This is a genomic window from Leptolyngbya sp. AS-A5 (genome assembly GCF_039962495.1).
In the GTDB taxonomy this organism is placed as follows: Bacteria; Cyanobacteriota; Cyanobacteriia; order Leptolyngbyales; family Leptolyngbyaceae; genus Leptolyngbya.
The window spans coordinates 62,332-78,534 of record NZ_JAMPLL010000007.1 but is presented as its reverse complement, the minus strand read 5'-3'; the positions used below and the strand labels follow the sequence as shown (position 1 = coordinate 78,534).

The following is a 16,203-nucleotide window of genomic DNA, read 5'->3' as shown; positions in this document are numbered from 1 at the left end:
GGAGTTGAAAAATCAATTTTGGAATTGAGAAATTAAGTTGGGAGAGCAGGAACACGATCGCGTTTAGAAGTGCGAGTTGAATAGAAGGATTTGCGGTAAAACAGTCAAGCATCACCCTCGAACTTGCCGAAAAAGAAAAGCGCGGCGAAAAAATCGCTGGCGCTCGGGCAATCGATCGCAGTCCTGCCAAAACCTGAAATGCGATCGCGCTAGGTTAAGGAAAATATCGGTAAATGTCGCTGCGATGCAATACACGCGCAAACGTCACTGTTTCCCCATCAAAAAATAAGCCGATGCGATAATCTCCGACACGAATCCGAAACGATCGTCAGATCCTTTGAGTCTGCTCAGATTACTATTTCATCAAAACTTTCAAGATTCGGAATCTGCTCCAACACCAGAGAATCGATCGCCTCAAACACAGGACTACTTCTAAGCGCCTTCAAATCCTTCAGAAACTTAGGCAAGTATTCAACCTTCACTCTGCTGCCATTTCCCTGCGTGCTTCCTCTAAACTTAAGGGAATTTCCTGCTGTGCTTCTATCATGGCGCGATACAATCCTTCGTCTTCTAGCACTTCAAGCAACTTTTGATAATCTGCAATATCGATCACTACCTTACGAATTTGCCCTTCTGCATCCGTGATAAATTCCTGAGCAAAGGGATAGTCTTTCGCTTGAATGCTCATTGAACGAGAAAGCCTTAGGGGTCAGTCCGATCTTAATCCCTCATCGCTTCTTTCTCACAATCTCGATCGTAATCTTCCCCCCAAAATCCGGTATCGGAGCCGCAGGTTTCGTCAACTTCACTTGCACTTGAGCGACTTGATCAAATTGCAAGACCGCTTGTGCAATTTCAGTGGCTAATTTCTCTAACAAATTGAATCGCGATGTTTTGATCAATCTCTGAGTCACTTCGATCGCATCGCAATAGTTTAAAGTATCCGTTAAACGATCGCTCTCTCCTGCCGTCGCCAAATCCAGCCAGAGCGTTAAATCCACCTCAAACCACTGCCCCAAAACCTGTTCTTCTGGAAGTGCGCCCGTATATCCATAGCCGCGAATTTGAGTTAAGTGAATACAATCCATCAGGGCTTAAAGTTATAACCTTTGCGAACGTAGTAGTTTTTAATCCAAACTCCGAAGCGCTTCACTGAAACAGTCATAGGTTCGGATGTTCGATCGAACTTCGAGAGTACCATCAATTCCGCCGGATACCAATCATCCGAAACAATCACCGCATCTTTACCCTGCAAAGGCTTCGAGTCGCGATACCAAAAATCAAACTGATCAATACGATCGCTCACTGCAATCACATTCCGATTGTTCAATTCATAAGCTAATGCTGATGCAGAACGGTAATCAGAGGTCATCAATAGTGGATTGCTCAGCGCTTGAGATTCAGACTGAACGATCGCTGCAACTTCTCGCCAACCAAACAACATTCGCGAATCTGGATCAACGTCTTTGCTAATCAACGCCGAAAGCGGTAACACCGTATAGTGAATGACTAGCAACGTTGAAATAATCAATCCATAGATGGCGTGAGCGTTTGGTTTCTTGAGTACAAACGGCAGCAAAGGAAATAGCAGTAAATAGGCTGTAATGTTCCAGTAATACAATGCTGCTGAGATTAGAGAAATGATTGTCAGTACGATCGATGAAATCGCAAATACCCAAAATGCAACGACCGGATAAATCGAATGAACAGGTAAGCGAGTTTTCAACAAGCGATAAAATCCAATCCAGCAAAAAGGCGAAATTACAAAAAACGAAACTAAAGTAAATCCAAGAAACGAACCAATCTTAATTCCAGGAACAACAGGGCTTACACTGCGCTGAACATAATATTGAAATGATTGGAAATCATTAGAAAAATTCCAAATCAAAATTGGAATCAGAGCAGTTAACGCGATCGCAATTGCAATATAAAGTCGTCGATCGCGAAACAGCGAACGCAATCGAGCATTGGTAATCAACGTCGCGAAAAAACCAACCGCAACAAACACCGCATTATATTTAGAAAGTATCGCCAACGAAAGCGCGATCGCGCTTCCATACAATCGCCAAGTTTCTCCGCGTTCATCTGCGAGATAGCGATCGAGAAATCGGATAAATAAGTATGCCGAAATTAACGAAAACGTAATCAGTAGATGATCGTGCCACGCAAACCCTAGAAATATAAAATAGAGCGGCGATGCCAATACAAACAGCACCACAGCTCGAATATCCAAATCTTTGTGGAGATACCGTACAATTAAATAGTAAGTGTAGAAGAAGGCAATGCTGCTGAACAGATTTGGCAACCTGAGCGTAAACGTCGATCGTCCAAAAATTGTTGCAAAAACGCCTTGTACCCAAGCTTCTAAAGGCGGATGATCATAATAAGACCAATCTAAATGCTGCCCCCACAGCCAATAATAAGCCTCATCTGGATTTGGAAACGCTGTAAACCAGAAGATAAGCCGCAGCAGCAGAAAAATCAGGAAGAAAAAAATCATTAGATAGCGAGTGAGGCAAACGCGCAATTTCATGATTATCGATGATTGCGCCCTCTAATTTGTGCCTAAACCCCCGCATTCAACTCCAGAGTTGCGAATATAGAGAGAAGTGAAGAGGTGAAAGAATGCAGCCAGTTGATTACACAACGCTGATGGCGATTTGTGCAGAACTACGATCGCAATGGCTCCCCGCCCGATTTGAGCAAGCCTATCAGCGCGATCGCTACACCGTTCTATTAGCCTTACGAACCCTAAAAAAACGCGGCTGGCTCACGTTGTCTTGGCATCCCCAAGCCGCCCGAATTCACTTCAGCGATCCGCCCCCACGCGATCCAGATACCTTCACCTTTAGTCAGCAGTTACGCCATCAGTTAGGCGGATTAGCACTCGTTGCGATCGAGCCTGTCTCACCCTGGGAAAGAGCGATTGATCTTCAGTTTGCCCATCGTCCGGGCGAGCCTGCCTTGTGGCATCTGTATCTCGAAGTCATGGGGCAATATAGCAACGCAATTTTAGTCAATCAAGACAACGCGATCGTCACCGCAGCGCATCAGGTCAGTTCTAATCAGTCAAGTGTGCGCCCAATTCAAACGGGTCAACCGTATGAACTTCCCCCCGCTCGACTCGATCCGGCTCCAAACTCAGCAGAAGCAATCGATCGATGGCGTTCGCGCATTAGTCTTGTTCCGGGCGCAATTCGCAAAAATCTAGTGAAGTCCTATCGCGGGTTAAGTTCTGCGCTCGTTCTATCGATGTTGCAAGCAGCAGACCTTGATCCAGATCGATCGACCGATACTCTCACAGGCCCAGAATGGCAACGCTTATTCGAGTGCTGGCAGTTTTGGTTAAAAGCGATCGACGCCGATCAATTCCATTCTGGCTTTACACCGCAGGGCTACACGGTGGTTTGGGGACACGATCAAATTGGCGTGCAGCAAATGATCGATCGCTATTACCGCGATCAACTCAACCAGCAGGAATTTACTCAACTTCGTCATCAAATCACCCAAAAGCTAAACAACGTTCTCGGTAAACTGCGCACGAAAGCGGCAGGGTTTGAAAGTCGATTAGATCGCTCCGATCGCGCCGACCAAGCCAAGCAGCAAGCCGATCTCCTGATGGCAAACCTGCACCAGTGGGAACCGGGAATGAAATTGATTGAGCTTGCTGATTTCGAGACAGAAGAGCCTGTCACCATTCCGCTCGATCCTGAGAAAAACGCTGTTCTCAACGCTCAAGCCCTTTACAAGCAGCACCAGAAATTAAAGCGAACTCGCGCCGCGATCGAACCCCTACTTGAAACCGTACAAGCAGAAATCTCTTATTTAGAAGAGATCGAAACCGCGATCGCCCAATTTGAAAAATACGAAACCCCAGACGACCTAAAAGGACTGGAAGAAATCCGCGATGAACTGGTTCAAGAAGGCTACCTTGAAGGCTCCGAATATCGTAAAGCTGTAGTCCAGCAAGACTCCGAAATCCAGCCGCACCGCTACACAACGCCTAGCGGGTTTGAACTGCTGATCGGACGCAACAACCGACAGAACGATCAGCTAACGTTCCGAACTGCCACTGAGTACGATTTGTGGTTCCATACTCAAGAAATTCCTGGTAGTCACGTTCTGTTGAGGTTGGAACCGGGAGCGATCGCCGACGAAAAAGATCTCCAGTTCACCGCAAATTTAGCCGCCTACTACAGTCGTGCCCGTCAAAGTGAGCAAGTTCCTGTCGTTTACACCGAGCCAAAAAACGTTTACAAACCCAAAGGCGCAAAGCCTGGAACCGTGATTTACAAACAAGAGCGGGTCATTTGGGGACAACCACAACAGGGTAGAGAAATTGTGGCGATCGCTCAACCCATCAGTTAATCTTTTGCTCAGCTAAATCTGCCATTAGTTAGAAATATGTCAGGAGGCCATAAAGATTCGTGACAAAAGATTTGTGTATGTTGTTACAATGTTCAACAGATAGGGATTATTACTCTATGAAACCCCTGCAAGTTTGGGAAACGCGCAGAAGGGTTTTCTCCAATGTGAAACGACAACAGGTTAATCCAAAGCCAGCTTTTAACGAAGTTGGCTTTTTTATTTATTTTTACTTGTACTGCTTAGTGCTGATTGTAGCGCATCCGACAAAGAAGAGAATTCTTCCTCTATAAAGGGACCGCATACCAGCCCTCAACTAAAATAACCCCGTAAATCGAGTTAATAATGCTACTTGCTGCTCCTGTTTAAGACGATCGTAAATAAGTAAAATGAGACTCATTCTCAATGTAGGATGAAAACAGTCCTTTCACTTAGTTTGTCTTCCACATGAGCAGGAACTCAAGTTGCTCCCGATCAGTTAAACTCCTCGCTGCCTTGCTGCTCCTGTCTGGAACTGCACTACTGGGTAGCTGTACTCAGTCCCCGTCATCACAAGTGAATGGAACCGTACAGCCCTCTCCCGCCGCAAACACAGAGAAAAAATTGCGCGTCATCGCAACGTTTCTGCCTGTTTACCTATTTACGAAAGCGGTCGTGGGAGATGCGGCTCAAGTAGATATCCTGATCCAGCCGGGAACCGAAATCCACGAGTATCAATCCACCCCTGCGGATGTCCAAGCTTTAGCCCAAGCCGATGTTGTAGTTAAAAACGGCTTGGGAGTCGAAGAATTTTTAGAAAGTACGATTAAAAGTGCACAAAATTCAAAGCTGAAAATCGTCGATGCCAGTCAAGGCATTCAATCGATCGACCAGCTCTCTCAAGTTGTTGAAACCGGAAAAGAACACAGTCACGCTCACGCTGCTGGCAATCCTCACGTTTGGCTTGATCCAGTTCTAGCAAAACAGCAAGTTGAAAATATTCGTGATGGACTAATTGCTGCTGATCCAGAAAACAAAGCCAAATATGAAGCAAACGCCACCGCTTATCTACAACAGTTGGCAGCTTTAAACGCTGAGTTTGAGCAACGCTTAGGCAAGTTTCGCGATCGCACCTTCATTACTTTTCACGATGCCTTTCCCTACCTAGCAAAGCGCTACGACTTAAGGCAAGTTGCCGTGGTGAAAATTCCCGAAGATCAACTGTCTCCGGCAGATGTCAAAGAAACGATCGATGCCGTAAAACAATTTCAAGCCAAAGCTCTATTCAGCGAACCCGGAGTCGATAACAAACTCCTCGATGGGCTTTCAAAAGATCTCAACCTCAAATTGCGCCCCCTTGATTCCCTCGAAGCTGGAGACACGAATCCTCAGCATTACTTCACCGCTATGCGATCGAATTTACAAACCTTAGAAGCCGCGTTCAAGTGATGAATTCCATTCTCAAAGTTGAAGGATTAACGGTGCTGCGGGGACGATACACCGCTCTAGAAAATGTCTCGTTTGAGATTCCGGCGGGTAGTTCTGCAGCGATCGTCGGTCCAAATGGCTCTGGAAAAAGTACCCTCGTTCAAGCCGTTCTGGATCTCATTCCCAAAGTGGCAGGCACGGTCGAGCTTTTCGGTCGTCCGATTCGCCGTCTTGGAAGCTTGCGATCGCAAATTGGTTATATGCCGCAGAATTTTATTTTCGATCGCAGCTTCCCGATCTCAGTGAGTGAACTTGTCGCACTTGGTCAGAGCGGTCGAACTCAAAAAGCAGGGATCGCTCAAGCATTACGACGAGTAAATGCGCTACATTTACGCGATCAAGCAATCGGAACCTTGAGCGGTGGTGAACTGAAGCGCGTTCTCCTGGCGTATTGTCTTGTCACACCGCGTAAGTTCTTGGTTTTGGACGAAGCCTTTGCAGAAGTAGATGTGCAAGGTGAAGCAGAATTTTTCAGCTTATTAAATGAACTCCAGCGCGAGGAGAATTGGACGGTCTTGCAGGTTTCGCACGACCTCGATATGGTAAATCGACATTGTGATTATGTTTTATGTCTTAATCGATCGCTGATTTGCACAGGTAAACCAGAGATTGCACTGTCCCGCGATAATTTGCTTCAAACTTATGGATCTGGTTTTAGCCGCTACCGACATCACCACTAATTTAGTCAGTCTGTTGCAGTATCCATTCATGCAGCGAGCGATCATTGCTGGAATCTTAATGGGATTGCTGTGTGGGTTTTTAGGCAGTTTTGTAGCGCTGCGTCAGTTGTCGTTTTTTTCTCATGCGGTTGGACATGCGGCGCTAGTAGGGACTGCGATCGGGGTTCTGATTCAAGTCGATCCAACCTGGACACTGCTTCCGTTCACGCTAATCTTTGGGGTAGCGGTACTTTATTTGATTGATCAAACTGATCTTTGGAGCGACAGCGTTCTTAATATTGTGCTGTCGGGCGCATTAGCGATCGGTGTAATTCTGACAACGTTTATTCAAGGGTATCGGGGAAATTTAATGAATCTTCTGTTCGGTGATATTCTTGCGGTCACTTGGACAGATATTTCGCTGACTGGGTTGCTATTAATCATCAGTGTCTCTATTCTGCTTGCGACATTGCGCCAACAAATTCTTCTCACCCTCAATCAAGCGGTTGCTAAGGTTCAAGGAGTCTCAATTCAGTTTCACCGTTACTTATTTGTGGTGCTTTTATCGTTAACGGTAGCAGTGGCAATTAAAGCGATCGGTATTCTTTTAGTGAATGCGTTTTTGGTCATTCCAGCCGCAACCGCCAAATTATTAAGTCATCAATTTAAGCCCTATTTAGGATGGTCTGTGGCGATCGGTGCATTGAGCAGCATCGCGGGCATGGTTGTTTCTGGCGCACTGAATTTTCCGTCAGGGCCAAGCATCGTTTTAGTTCAATTCTGCTTGTTTCTTGTTGTCTTCATAGCCGTAAAACTGTATGCCCGATTCGGTTCAGTCAATCTGAGAAATCAGCGGTCCTGAAACGGTAAAATTTGTGCGTGATATCAGAGAAGCTCTGCTGTGAAATTAAAGTATGCGCTGGTACATGAGTGGCTCACCCCAGAAGCAACGGGTGGATCAGAACTCGTGGTTCAAGAGATTTTGAAGTATATTGATGCCGATTTGTATGCGCTAATTGATTTTGAATCAGTGAACCCGAAAAGCTACTTATATCAACGGAAAATTGGCACAACGTTTTTACAAAATTTCCCTTTTGCGCGAAGTGGAGTACAGAAATATTTGCCATTTTTGCCGATCGCGATCGAACAACTCGACCTGCGGAATTACGACATCATTCTCTCTTCCTATCACGCAGTTGCTAAAGGTGTTCTTACTTCACCTCAACAACTCCACATCTGCTATTGTCATGCACCTATGCGATATGTATGGGATATGACGTTCGATTACCTCCGTGATAGTCGCGCAGGCCGTGGAATTTCTGGAATTCTGACTCGATACTTGCTGCATCAATTAAGACAATGGGATGTCATTTCATCGAATCGCGTTGATTATTTTATTGCCAATTCTCAGCACACCGCTCGTAGAATTTGGCGCTGTTATCGGCGATCAGCAGAAGTAATTTATCCGCCTGTGAATGTCGATCGCTTCTCATTTGCATCCCAAAAACAAGACTTCTACCTGACCGTTTCACGGCTTGTTGGCTATAAGAAAATATCGTTAATTGTTCAAGCATTCAATCAGTTGAATCTCCCCTTAGTTGTGATCGGCAGCGGCGCGGAACTGAAGCAAATTCGAAAAATTGCTAAGCCAAACATTCAGGTTTTAGGATGGCAACCGGATCACGTTGTCGAGCAGTATATGCAGCAAGCAAAGGCATTTATCTATGCCGCTTATGAAGATTTCGGTATCGCTCCAGTCGAAGCACAAGCCTGCGGAACCCCAGTTATCGCTTACGGTGCAGGTGGAACATCCGAAACTGTGAGAGACTTACGGACATCCGGTTCACAAGGCACTGGAATTCTATTCCCCGCGCAAACAGAAGCTGCGATCGTCGAAGCAGTTCACGCTTTCGAGCAACATCGATCTTTATTTCAGCCCGAAATTGCTCGATCCCATGCGCTCAAATTTCACCCGGAAGTGTTTCAAGAACGGTATCTTAATTTTATCGATCGAGCTTATCAAGACTTTCAAACCCGGCTGCAAATCCGACTCGATTCGCTAAAATCCTCCTGAACAGGGAGCAAAACTGACGTTAAACGAGTCGATGGCTTTATGATCAGGACTGTGTGTGGTGTGGAATAGTAAGGAGTAAGATGACTGCCGATAGCCAATTGATTTCCGGCAAGCGGATTCGGTCGATCTTCAAGCGTCGCAAACCTTTGATTTTCAAAAGCTGGGACGTGCTTGATAGCGATCTTGTCAAACGCCTTTTCGATATCGCGTTTTCGCTCTCCGTTCTCGTTCTTTTTTCTCCTGTGTATTTGATTTTGGCGTTACTGATCGCCCTGAGTTCTCCAGGCCCAGTTTTCTACGTTCAAGAACGAGTGGGGAAAAACTTCAAACGATTTGGCTGTATCAAGTTTAGAACGATGGTACGAAACGCCGACGAGATGCTGAGCGATCTAATCAGTACCTCGCCTCAAATGCGCCAAGAGTTTGAAACTAGCTTCAAGCTAAAGTACGATCCCCGCATTACCTGGATCGGTCGCTTTTTGCGAATTACTAGCTTAGATGAGTTTCCCCAATTTTGGAATGTTTTAGTTGGCGATATGAGCGTCGTTGGCCCACGTCCGCTTGTCGTTGAAGAACTCCCTAAATACGGAACCCATATCGAAACGGTGCTCACAATCCGTCCTGGAATCACAGGCTTATGGCAAGTGTCAGGGCGCAATGATATTCCCTATCCTCAGCGCATCCGCATTGATGTGTACTACGCCAGCTTCCGCAATTTCTGGCTAGATTTGTGGATTATCGTCAAAACGATCGGTGTCGTCATCTTCCCTAAAAACAACGGAGCTTATTAAATTCACACAGATATTTAGATTCAGTGAGTGATCCGGATGCTCACGATAGTCGTCGTAAGGGTTAGCAGTTTTGTCACATTTGTTTCGCGTTTCTTGCCCGATTGGCCAAGACACCGATTTCATGCGTGATAAAACGCTCAAGACTGCTGTAGGAGAAGAATTTTGCGGAGCAAATCCAGCAAATTTCCTGTAAATCCACGGTTTCTAATACACAGACGACTCTTTCGCGGTAATGTTGGGTGTTATTTGCGCTGAGCTTAGGGTTAACTAGGTACAGCTTGTTTCGGATGACCAAACTCCGGCTTTAATGAAACAACTCAGCACTAAAAAGTGTCCAACCGTCTGTTGTAAATTGCAGGTGAGGAAAGCAAAGAATGACGCAACGTAAACGCGCACTGTTAACGGGGATCACGGGTCAAGACGGCTCTTACTTAGGAGAACTGTTACTAGAACAAGGGTATGAGGTTCATGGCATCATTCGCCGAACCTCGACCTTCAATACCGATCGCATTGACCACATTTATGAAGACCCGCATGTCGAAGGTGCGCGGTTATTTCTACATTACGGCGATCTTACGGATGGGACGACGCTGCGTCGGATTCTCGAAGAAGTTCAGCCCGCAGAGATCTACAACTTAGGCGCTCAGTCTCATGTCCGCGTCAGCTTCGACGCGCCAGAATACACGGCCGATGCCGTTGGTATGGGGGCACTGCGAATTCTCGAAGCTGCTCGTGACTATCAGCAACGCACCGGCAACGAGATTCGCTATTATCAAGCGGGTTCTTCTGAAATGTATGGAAAGGTTCAAGCGGTGCCCCAAACCGAAGAAACCCCCTTCTATCCCCGCAGTCCCTACGCCTGCGCGAAGGTGTTCGCACACTGGCAGACTGTAAATTATCGCGAATCCTACAATATGTTCGCGTGCAACGGAATTCTGTTTAATCACGAATCTCCCCGTCGCGGAGAAACCTTTGTCACCCGCAAGATCACCCGTGCCATTGCTCGCATCGTTGCCGGACAGCAGAAGAAGCTTTACATGGGTAATCTCGATGCCAAGCGCGACTGGGGCTATGCCAAGGATTACGTCCGCGCAATGTGGCTGATGTTGCAGCAGGATCAGCCCGACGATTATGTCGTTGCAACTGGTGAAACGCATTCGGTACACGAGTTTCTCGATATTGCCTTTGGACGGGTAAATCTCGATTGGCAAGACTATGTGGAATTTGATGAGCGCTATCTCCGTCCCGCTGAGGTGGATCTGCTCATTGGCGATCCCGCAAAAGCTAAGGAGAAATTGGGATGGGAACCTTCGGTGACGTTTGAGGAGCTGGTGCACCTGATGGTCGATGCTGACCTACAAGCCTTGGGAATTAGCTCCGCTGAGAATGGGCACTCTAAGGTCGAGGATTACGCAACCATTCGTCAAAGCTTGATTGGGGTGTCCTTCTAGGAAAACTTACATAGAATTCAGCCATGACCTCAACAACTTTAAGTCTCGAAAATAAGCGCATTCTGGTGACAGGTGGAGCAGGATTTTTAGGTCGTCAGGTGGTACGTCAACTGTGTGAAGCAGGGGCAAATCCACAAAAAATTACCGTGCCGCGATCGCAAGATCTCGATCTCCGCAAGATGGAAAATTGCCAACGAGCAGTGGATCAGCAAGATGTTGTGATTCACTTAGCGGCACATGTTGGGGGCATCGGACTCAATCGTGAAAAACCTGCTGAGTTGTTCTACGACAACTTGATGATGGGAACGCAATTAATCCACGCTGCTTATGAAGCGGGCGTACAGAAGTTTGTCTGTGCGGGGACGATTTGCGCTTACCCTAAATTCACACCTGTTCCGTTCAAGGAAGACGACATCTGGAACGGATATCCGGAAGAAACGAATGCACCGTATGGCATTGCGAAGAAAGCGCTGTTAGTACAGCTTCAGTCTTATCGCCAACAATATGGATTTGACGGCATTTATCTGCTGCCTGTAAATCTGTACGGGCCTGGAGATAATTTTGATCCGCGTAGTTCTCACGTGATTCCGGCATTAGTGCGGAAGGTGCATGAGGCTCAGCAGCAAGGTTTAAGCCAGCTTCCCGTTTGGGGAGATGGCAGTCCGACCCGTGAGTTTCTCTATGTGGATGATGCAGCGCGGGGAATCGGGATCGCAACTCAAAAGTACAGCGATCCCGATCCGGTGAACTTGGGCACAGGTGAGGAGATCTCAATTCGTGACTTGATTACTTTACTTTGCGACCTGATGGAGTTCAAGGGCGAGATTGTCTGGGAAACTGATAAGCCGAATGGTCAGCCGCGTCGCTGCTTGGATACTGAGCGAGCAAAAGAGCGGTTTGGCTTTACTGCTGAAGTCAGTTTTGAGCAAGGGTTGAGAAATACGATCGAATGGTATCGCCAAAACGCGCAATAAGGTTGTTTCTTTAAGTTCTTTCTTCAATGTGTGAGGGGCGTTCTTCGGAATGCCCTTTTCTAGTTGGGTAGGCAGACGTTTGGAGCGCAAAGATTAGGAAACTTGATTGTTGCCATTTCTAATGTTGTTAAATTCAATTTCCGAATTACATGATTGTTTGTATCAGCAATAAATAAATGTGTTGCTGTTGCGCTAATTCCAGAAGGCTCATTGAGCGAATCTGCTGCGATCGTTTGACAAAATCCATTCGCGTCAATCTGCTTAATTTTGTGATTGTAAGTATCCGCAATCCAAAGATTTTCACTGAATTCAACGCCCAAACAATGCTGCAATCGTGCGGTTTCTCTAACCCCACCAATATCGCCGAAATCATACAAATCGCCACCCCCACAGATTGTTTTTACTTGATTTGTTTCTAGATTAATCGACCGAATTGAACTGGTTTCGCTATCCGCAATAAACAATTCTTTTTCATTTGTTGTAATCCCACTGGGTTGAGCAAATGCGGCTTCTTGAATTGCACCATCGAAACTTGCTTCGGCTCCAGTTCCCGCAAACGTTTCGATTTTATCGGCTTGCATTTCCCAGATTTGATGTGCGCCTGCCATGGCGATAAATAGATGATTGCCAATTTTTTCTAAATCCCAAGGTGAATTTAAATCAACTTCTAAAGCCTTCCCACCGCGGGGATAAATTACTCTGCTTTGGTTTCCGGTTCCTGCGATCGTGCTAACTGTTTTAGCCTTCAAGTCAACACAGCGGATCGTATGATTTCCTGTGTCAGCAACATAAAGTAATTGATTTGTGCGATCGAATGTCATTCCTTGCGGTGCTGAAAATTGAGCTTGATCGAATTCACCATCAAGTAGTCCTGAATTTCCACTTCCGATAATATGAAGAACCTCGCCTTCGATCGAACTCATTACAATTCGATGATGTCCGGTATCTGAGATAAATAAGCAATCATTAACCAAGACTTTACCGGGAAACGCAAGCGGAGAGATCGGAAATTCCTCAAGCGCAAACGAGATCGACTGAGGCTCGATCTCATTGTTTTCGATTAATTCCTGAATTATTTGATCTAGGAGATCGCGCCTTCCTTCACCTGCGATCGATTTCACAATATATCCTTTCGGATTGATCAAAACAAAAGTTGGATAAGCTCGAATTGCATAAGATTGCCAAACTTTGAAATCTTGATCAACTAAAACAGGATGCGTAATTTCGTATCGAAGAATTGCTTGCCGAATGTTTTCGATCGCGCCCTCATTCTCAAATTTTGCTGAATGAATTCCGAGAACAGTTAAGCGATCTTTATATCTCTGCTCCAAATATCTCAAATCCGGCAAGCTGTGAATGCAATTGATACAGCCATATGTCCAGAAATCCAGCAAAACAATGCGTCCCCGAAACTCTTTGAGAGACAGGGGACGATGAACATTGAGCCACGCTAAATCTTTCGGAAACTCTGGTGCGCGAACCATGAAACTCTGCTACTCAGCGCTCTCCGGAGATAGCGCAGGCTGTGGATTAACAGGAGGCTGAGAAATACGGGGTTTAAGTGGCATTCCCAATCGTCGTTCGAGTTCGGTTTGTGGCTCAAACTTAGAGGAGATTGCTTCAGGAGCGGATTCAACAGGCTCTTGAACGGCAGGCAGCTTTGCCTCTTGTACCGGAGTTCCGAGCGGTTCGGGTCTTCCCTCTGCTTCAGTAGGTTTTGTCTCTATCGGTGCTGCCATCTCTGGGGCAGATAGATCATCGGGAATCGGGGTGGGAGAAGGTAAGACAATCTCAGGTTTCGACTCAGACCGCTTAAATCGGTCAAAGAATCCGCCCTTCGGTGCTTCCTTCACCACTGGAGCGACTGGAGCAGGCTTGATTTCGATCTGTTCTGGTTCAGCAGGCTCCGTTTCCACAGTTTCAGCTTCCACAGGTTCAGCAGCTTCTGGCGCAGTCAGAGCATCAGGAACTGGAGTTGGAGACGGAAGCACGACTGTAGGCTTTGATTCTGAACGCTTGAAACGATCGAAGAATCCGCCCTTCGGCGCTTCCTTTACTTCTGGAGCAGGCTGAATTGGCTCTGGTGTTTTCTCCGCTTCTGGCTCTATGACTGGTGTTTCAGGTGTAGATACTTCAGGTTGCTCAATCTTTTCTGGCTCCGTTGTTACTTCAGGTTCAGGGCTTGGCGCAATAACAGGCGCATCCGGACGCTTAAAGCGATTAAAGAAGCCACCTTGAGGTTTTTCTGCCGGAGCTACAGGCGCGCCGATCTCAGGCGCTTCTGGTTCAGGTGCAGGACTTGCAGGAAGCTCAATTACTTTTTCTGGCTCAGGTGCGATCGCTTTTTCCGGTTCAGGCGATGGCTCTGCGCTAGGGACAACGCTCGGTTTCGGTTCTGATCGCTTAAAGCGATTAAAGAATCCCCCTTGCGGTTTTGGAGTTTCAACAGGTTTTGGAGCTTCTTCGATTGGTTGCGGCGTTTCTCTTACCTCTGGCGCGGTTGGAGCTTTTTCGACGGCTGGTGCAACCGGAACTGGAGTCGGTTCGGGCGCTGAGGGTGCAGCAGTCGGCTTGTAATTGGGATCAACGATCGACACCGCCTGATCAAACGGAATTTCACCTCGAACTAATCTCGACAGCGTATCTTGTCCGTTCGGCTCGTAATTAAATATTCGTGCGGCGTTGTTGTAAACGTTTTGAACCGGATTGCCCTTGTCGTCTACGTATTCAAGCTGCACCCAGTTTTTGCCCGGTTTGAAGCCTTTTAAGTAGATCGGTTGCCAGCGATCGAGCGTAAAACTATCGCCATTCACCGTCACTTTCACGCGCCAATCCGCAACCTCATCTTTACTATCCTCCTGCGCGACAATGTGTAACGGCGCATTCGTCAAATAGAAATCTAATAAAACAGGTTCTGCCCCGTAGGTTGCCTGTGGGCGGCTGTAAGTAAGTAGCGGCAGTTTTGGATCGGGACTATTGCTTGGCGTTTTTGTAAAGACATGAAACGTCGTCTGAGCATATGCCCCATCATTCTTAAAGCTTTCATGCCAAGGACGACCTGCAAACGCACGAATTGTGTGAGTTCCTGCTGCTAAATCCTTAAGAACAAGCGGCTGACTCACATCATAAACCGCTTGATACGGTTGATCGTCTAGAAACACGTGAAGATGCGGTCCTAAACCCAGCTTCGTGTCCTTATGTAAGGGCAGATCTTTAACATTAAATTTGACAGAAACAGTATTGTCGTCTACCACCTCGTTTGGGCGTGGAGAAATGATCGACACCTGTGGCTGATACTTGTCCAGCAAGGGCTTTAATTGCTGAATGACTTCTGGCGGCGATGCTTCTGAAATCCTCCCTGCCAATTTTGCCGAACCTTTCGGAGCTGCCAAACTCGGCGCAACTCCACCCAAATTGAGCAGCATTGCTAATACTAATGAGACTGAAAGAGTTCTAGCCGTCCCGCGCCAGCGCATGATCCCAAACACCAGGTATCTCTCCTAATCAAACACGCCTCAGCCAACAGCTTAAAGGTTTTCGGTCACTGCCGTATAACCCGATCGCTGTTCCTACGGCACTATAGCGGAAAATTTAGACACAGAGGCGACGATCGCAATAAATCCCCGCACTTTGACAGACAATATTGATTTGTATTGGATTGGAGTAAGCGGTGATGATTAATCCTGTTCCGATTTCGACACTCTTTATTGGACTCAATGGATTGATTGCCTTTGTGCTGTCTTACATTGTCGTCATGGAAAGAACAAGCACAAGAGTCTGGCATGGAGAAACGCGATCGGATGTCTTGAATCAGCCGAACTATCTTGAAAATCCTGGAAGATGGGTGGCATTTGTCGAAGCGTACACTCAAAAATCAGTTGCAACAAAGAACAAAGATGACGGTCTTCTACAGCGCAAGGTGAGAGCCTATGGAAACTTTGTCGAGTATGTGCCGTTAGCATTGCTGTTCATCCTGACGCTTGAACTCATGAACGCATACGTTGGGTTACTTTGGCTGCTAGGAGGTTCACTTACTATCGGTCGAATCGCTCACGCCTGGGGCTTGATCAAAACTTACGGGCCGTCACCGGGTCGTGCGATCGGCTTTTTCCTGACTTGGCTTACCTATCTCGTCGGTGCTGGTGCTTGTGTCTATTACGGCGTTGTCGAAGTCTTCTAGTAGAACTAAGGCATAAAAATGTGGAGAGCAACGGCTCGATCTCCCACCGCCTCAGACTTCTGCAACGTTTTATTAATAAGAAGAGCAGAAAATATCAATCATGCTCGATTGATTTGATTACAAATTCCAATCCTGTAGCAATGTAAAGTTACGCGACAATCTCTTGACTTTTTATTCCCTGACAAACGCCGAGACTCAAGCACTGTCAAGAAAATCTCAACTTTGAATTATTGTTAATTACG

At 46.6% G+C, this 16,203-nt stretch carries 14 protein-coding genes; 9 read left to right on the top strand and 5 right to left on the bottom strand.

Annotation, left to right across the window (positions count from 1 at the left end; all coding sequences use genetic code 11):
* Positions 1 to 478: 478 nt before the first annotated feature.
* Genes NC980_RS11080 through NC980_RS11070 form a run of 3 tightly spaced genes read right to left on the bottom strand, consistent with a single transcriptional unit; the run spans position 479 to position 2,533 of the window.
* Positions 479 to 682: a hypothetical protein gene (locus NC980_RS11080; protein WP_190376371.1), complete on the bottom strand. Its 204-nt coding sequence runs from the start codon at positions 680 to 682 to the stop codon at positions 479 to 481.
* A 46-nt stretch (positions 683 to 728) separates the two neighbouring features.
* Positions 729 to 1,088, bottom strand: coding sequence for a dihydroneopterin aldolase (gene folB / locus NC980_RS11075; protein ID WP_190376238.1), 360 nt, complete (start codon positions 1,086 to 1,088; stop codon positions 729 to 731).
* On the bottom strand, positions 1,088 to 2,533 hold the full coding sequence (locus tag NC980_RS11070; RefSeq protein WP_242026721.1) for a glycosyltransferase family 39 protein: 1,446 nt from the start codon (positions 2,531 to 2,533) through the stop codon (positions 1,088 to 1,090). The genes folB and NC980_RS11070 overlap by 1 nt, the downstream gene beginning before the upstream one ends.
* A gap of 92 nt (positions 2,534 to 2,625) precedes the next feature.
* Between NC980_RS11070 and NC980_RS11065 the strand changes: the two genes are divergently transcribed.
* From NC980_RS11065 to NC980_RS11030, 8 genes are all read left to right on the top strand, one after another.
* Entirely contained in the window at positions 2,626 to 4,368 is a 1,743-nt protein-coding gene (locus NC980_RS11065; protein WP_190376237.1) for an NFACT RNA binding domain-containing protein, read from the top strand.
* A gap of 444 nt (positions 4,369 to 4,812) precedes the next feature.
* Positions 4,813 to 5,793: a zinc ABC transporter substrate-binding protein gene (locus NC980_RS11060; protein ID WP_190376236.1), complete on the top strand. Its 981-nt coding sequence runs from the start codon at positions 4,813 to 4,815 to the stop codon at positions 5,791 to 5,793.
* On the top strand, positions 5,793 to 6,512 hold the full coding sequence (locus NC980_RS11055; protein WP_190376235.1) for a metal ABC transporter ATP-binding protein: 720 nt from the start codon (positions 5,793 to 5,795) through the stop codon (positions 6,510 to 6,512). Before NC980_RS11060 ends, NC980_RS11055 begins: the two co-directional genes overlap by 1 nt.
* The gene (locus tag NC980_RS11050) at positions 6,475 to 7,353 is read left to right on the top strand and encodes a metal ABC transporter permease (RefSeq protein WP_190376234.1); all 879 of its coding nucleotides are present in this window, start codon (positions 6,475 to 6,477) and stop codon (positions 7,351 to 7,353) included. Before NC980_RS11055 ends, NC980_RS11050 begins: the two co-directional genes overlap by 38 nt.
* A gap of 39 nt (positions 7,354 to 7,392) precedes the next feature.
* A complete protein-coding gene (locus NC980_RS11045) occupies positions 7,393 to 8,565 on the top strand; it encodes a glycosyltransferase (RefSeq protein ID WP_190376233.1) in 1,173 nt (390 codons plus the stop codon).
* A gap of 80 nt (positions 8,566 to 8,645) precedes the next feature.
* Positions 8,646 to 9,356: a sugar transferase gene (locus NC980_RS11040; protein WP_190376232.1), complete on the top strand. Its 711-nt coding sequence runs from the start codon at positions 8,646 to 8,648 to the stop codon at positions 9,354 to 9,356.
* Between the two features lie 374 nt (positions 9,357 to 9,730).
* A complete protein-coding gene (gmd, locus tag NC980_RS11035) occupies positions 9,731 to 10,807 on the top strand; it encodes a GDP-mannose 4,6-dehydratase (protein ID WP_190376231.1) in 1,077 nt (358 codons plus the stop codon).
* A 23-nt stretch (positions 10,808 to 10,830) separates the two neighbouring features.
* A complete protein-coding gene (locus tag NC980_RS11030; protein WP_190376230.1) occupies positions 10,831 to 11,781 on the top strand; it encodes a GDP-L-fucose synthase in 951 nt (316 codons plus the stop codon).
* A 59-nt stretch (positions 11,782 to 11,840) separates the two neighbouring features.
* On the opposite strand, the gene NC980_RS11025 is transcribed toward NC980_RS11030, so the two are convergent.
* Both NC980_RS11025 and NC980_RS11020 read right to left on the bottom strand, forming a co-directional pair.
* Positions 11,841 to 13,265 (bottom strand): thioredoxin-like domain-containing protein, encoded by a 1,425-nt coding sequence (locus NC980_RS11025; RefSeq protein WP_190376229.1) that lies wholly within the window; start codon positions 13,263 to 13,265, stop codon positions 11,841 to 11,843.
* 9 nt (positions 13,266 to 13,274) lie between these two features.
* A complete protein-coding gene (locus NC980_RS11020; RefSeq protein ID WP_190376228.1) occupies positions 13,275 to 15,269 on the bottom strand; it encodes a hypothetical protein in 1,995 nt (664 codons plus the stop codon).
* Between the two features lie 182 nt (positions 15,270 to 15,451).
* On the opposite strand from NC980_RS11020, the gene NC980_RS11015 reads away from it, so the two are divergent.
* Entirely contained in the window at positions 15,452 to 15,961 is a 510-nt protein-coding gene (locus NC980_RS11015; RefSeq protein WP_190376227.1) for an MAPEG family protein, read from the top strand.
* Positions 15,962 to 16,203 lie beyond the last annotated feature (242 nt).

Excerpts from the sequence above, each read along its gene's own strand:
- folB (WP_190376238.1), bottom strand. The coding sequence starts at position 1,088 with ATGGATTGTATTCACTTAACTCAAATTCGCGGCTATGGATATACGGGC.
- NC980_RS11070 (WP_242026721.1), bottom strand. The coding sequence starts at position 2,533 with ATGAAATTGCGCGTTTGCCTCACTCGCTATCTAATGATTTTTTTCTTC.
- NC980_RS11065 (WP_190376237.1), top strand. The coding sequence starts at position 2,626 with ATGCAGCCAGTTGATTACACAACGCTGATGGCGATTTGTGCAGAACTA.
- NC980_RS11060 (WP_190376236.1), top strand. The coding sequence starts at position 4,813 with ATGAGCAGGAACTCAAGTTGCTCCCGATCAGTTAAACTCCTCGCTGCC.
- NC980_RS11055 (WP_190376235.1), top strand. The coding sequence starts at position 5,793 with ATGAATTCCATTCTCAAAGTTGAAGGATTAACGGTGCTGCGGGGACGA.
- NC980_RS11050 (WP_190376234.1), top strand. The coding sequence starts at position 6,475 with ATGGATCTGGTTTTAGCCGCTACCGACATCACCACTAATTTAGTCAGT.
- NC980_RS11040 (WP_190376232.1), top strand. The coding sequence starts at position 8,646 with ATGACTGCCGATAGCCAATTGATTTCCGGCAAGCGGATTCGGTCGATC.
- gmd (WP_190376231.1), top strand. The coding sequence starts at position 9,731 with ATGACGCAACGTAAACGCGCACTGTTAACGGGGATCACGGGTCAAGAC.
- NC980_RS11030 (WP_190376230.1), top strand. The coding sequence starts at position 10,831 with ATGACCTCAACAACTTTAAGTCTCGAAAATAAGCGCATTCTGGTGACA.
- NC980_RS11025 (WP_190376229.1), bottom strand. The coding sequence starts at position 13,265 with ATGGTTCGCGCACCAGAGTTTCCGAAAGATTTAGCGTGGCTCAATGTT.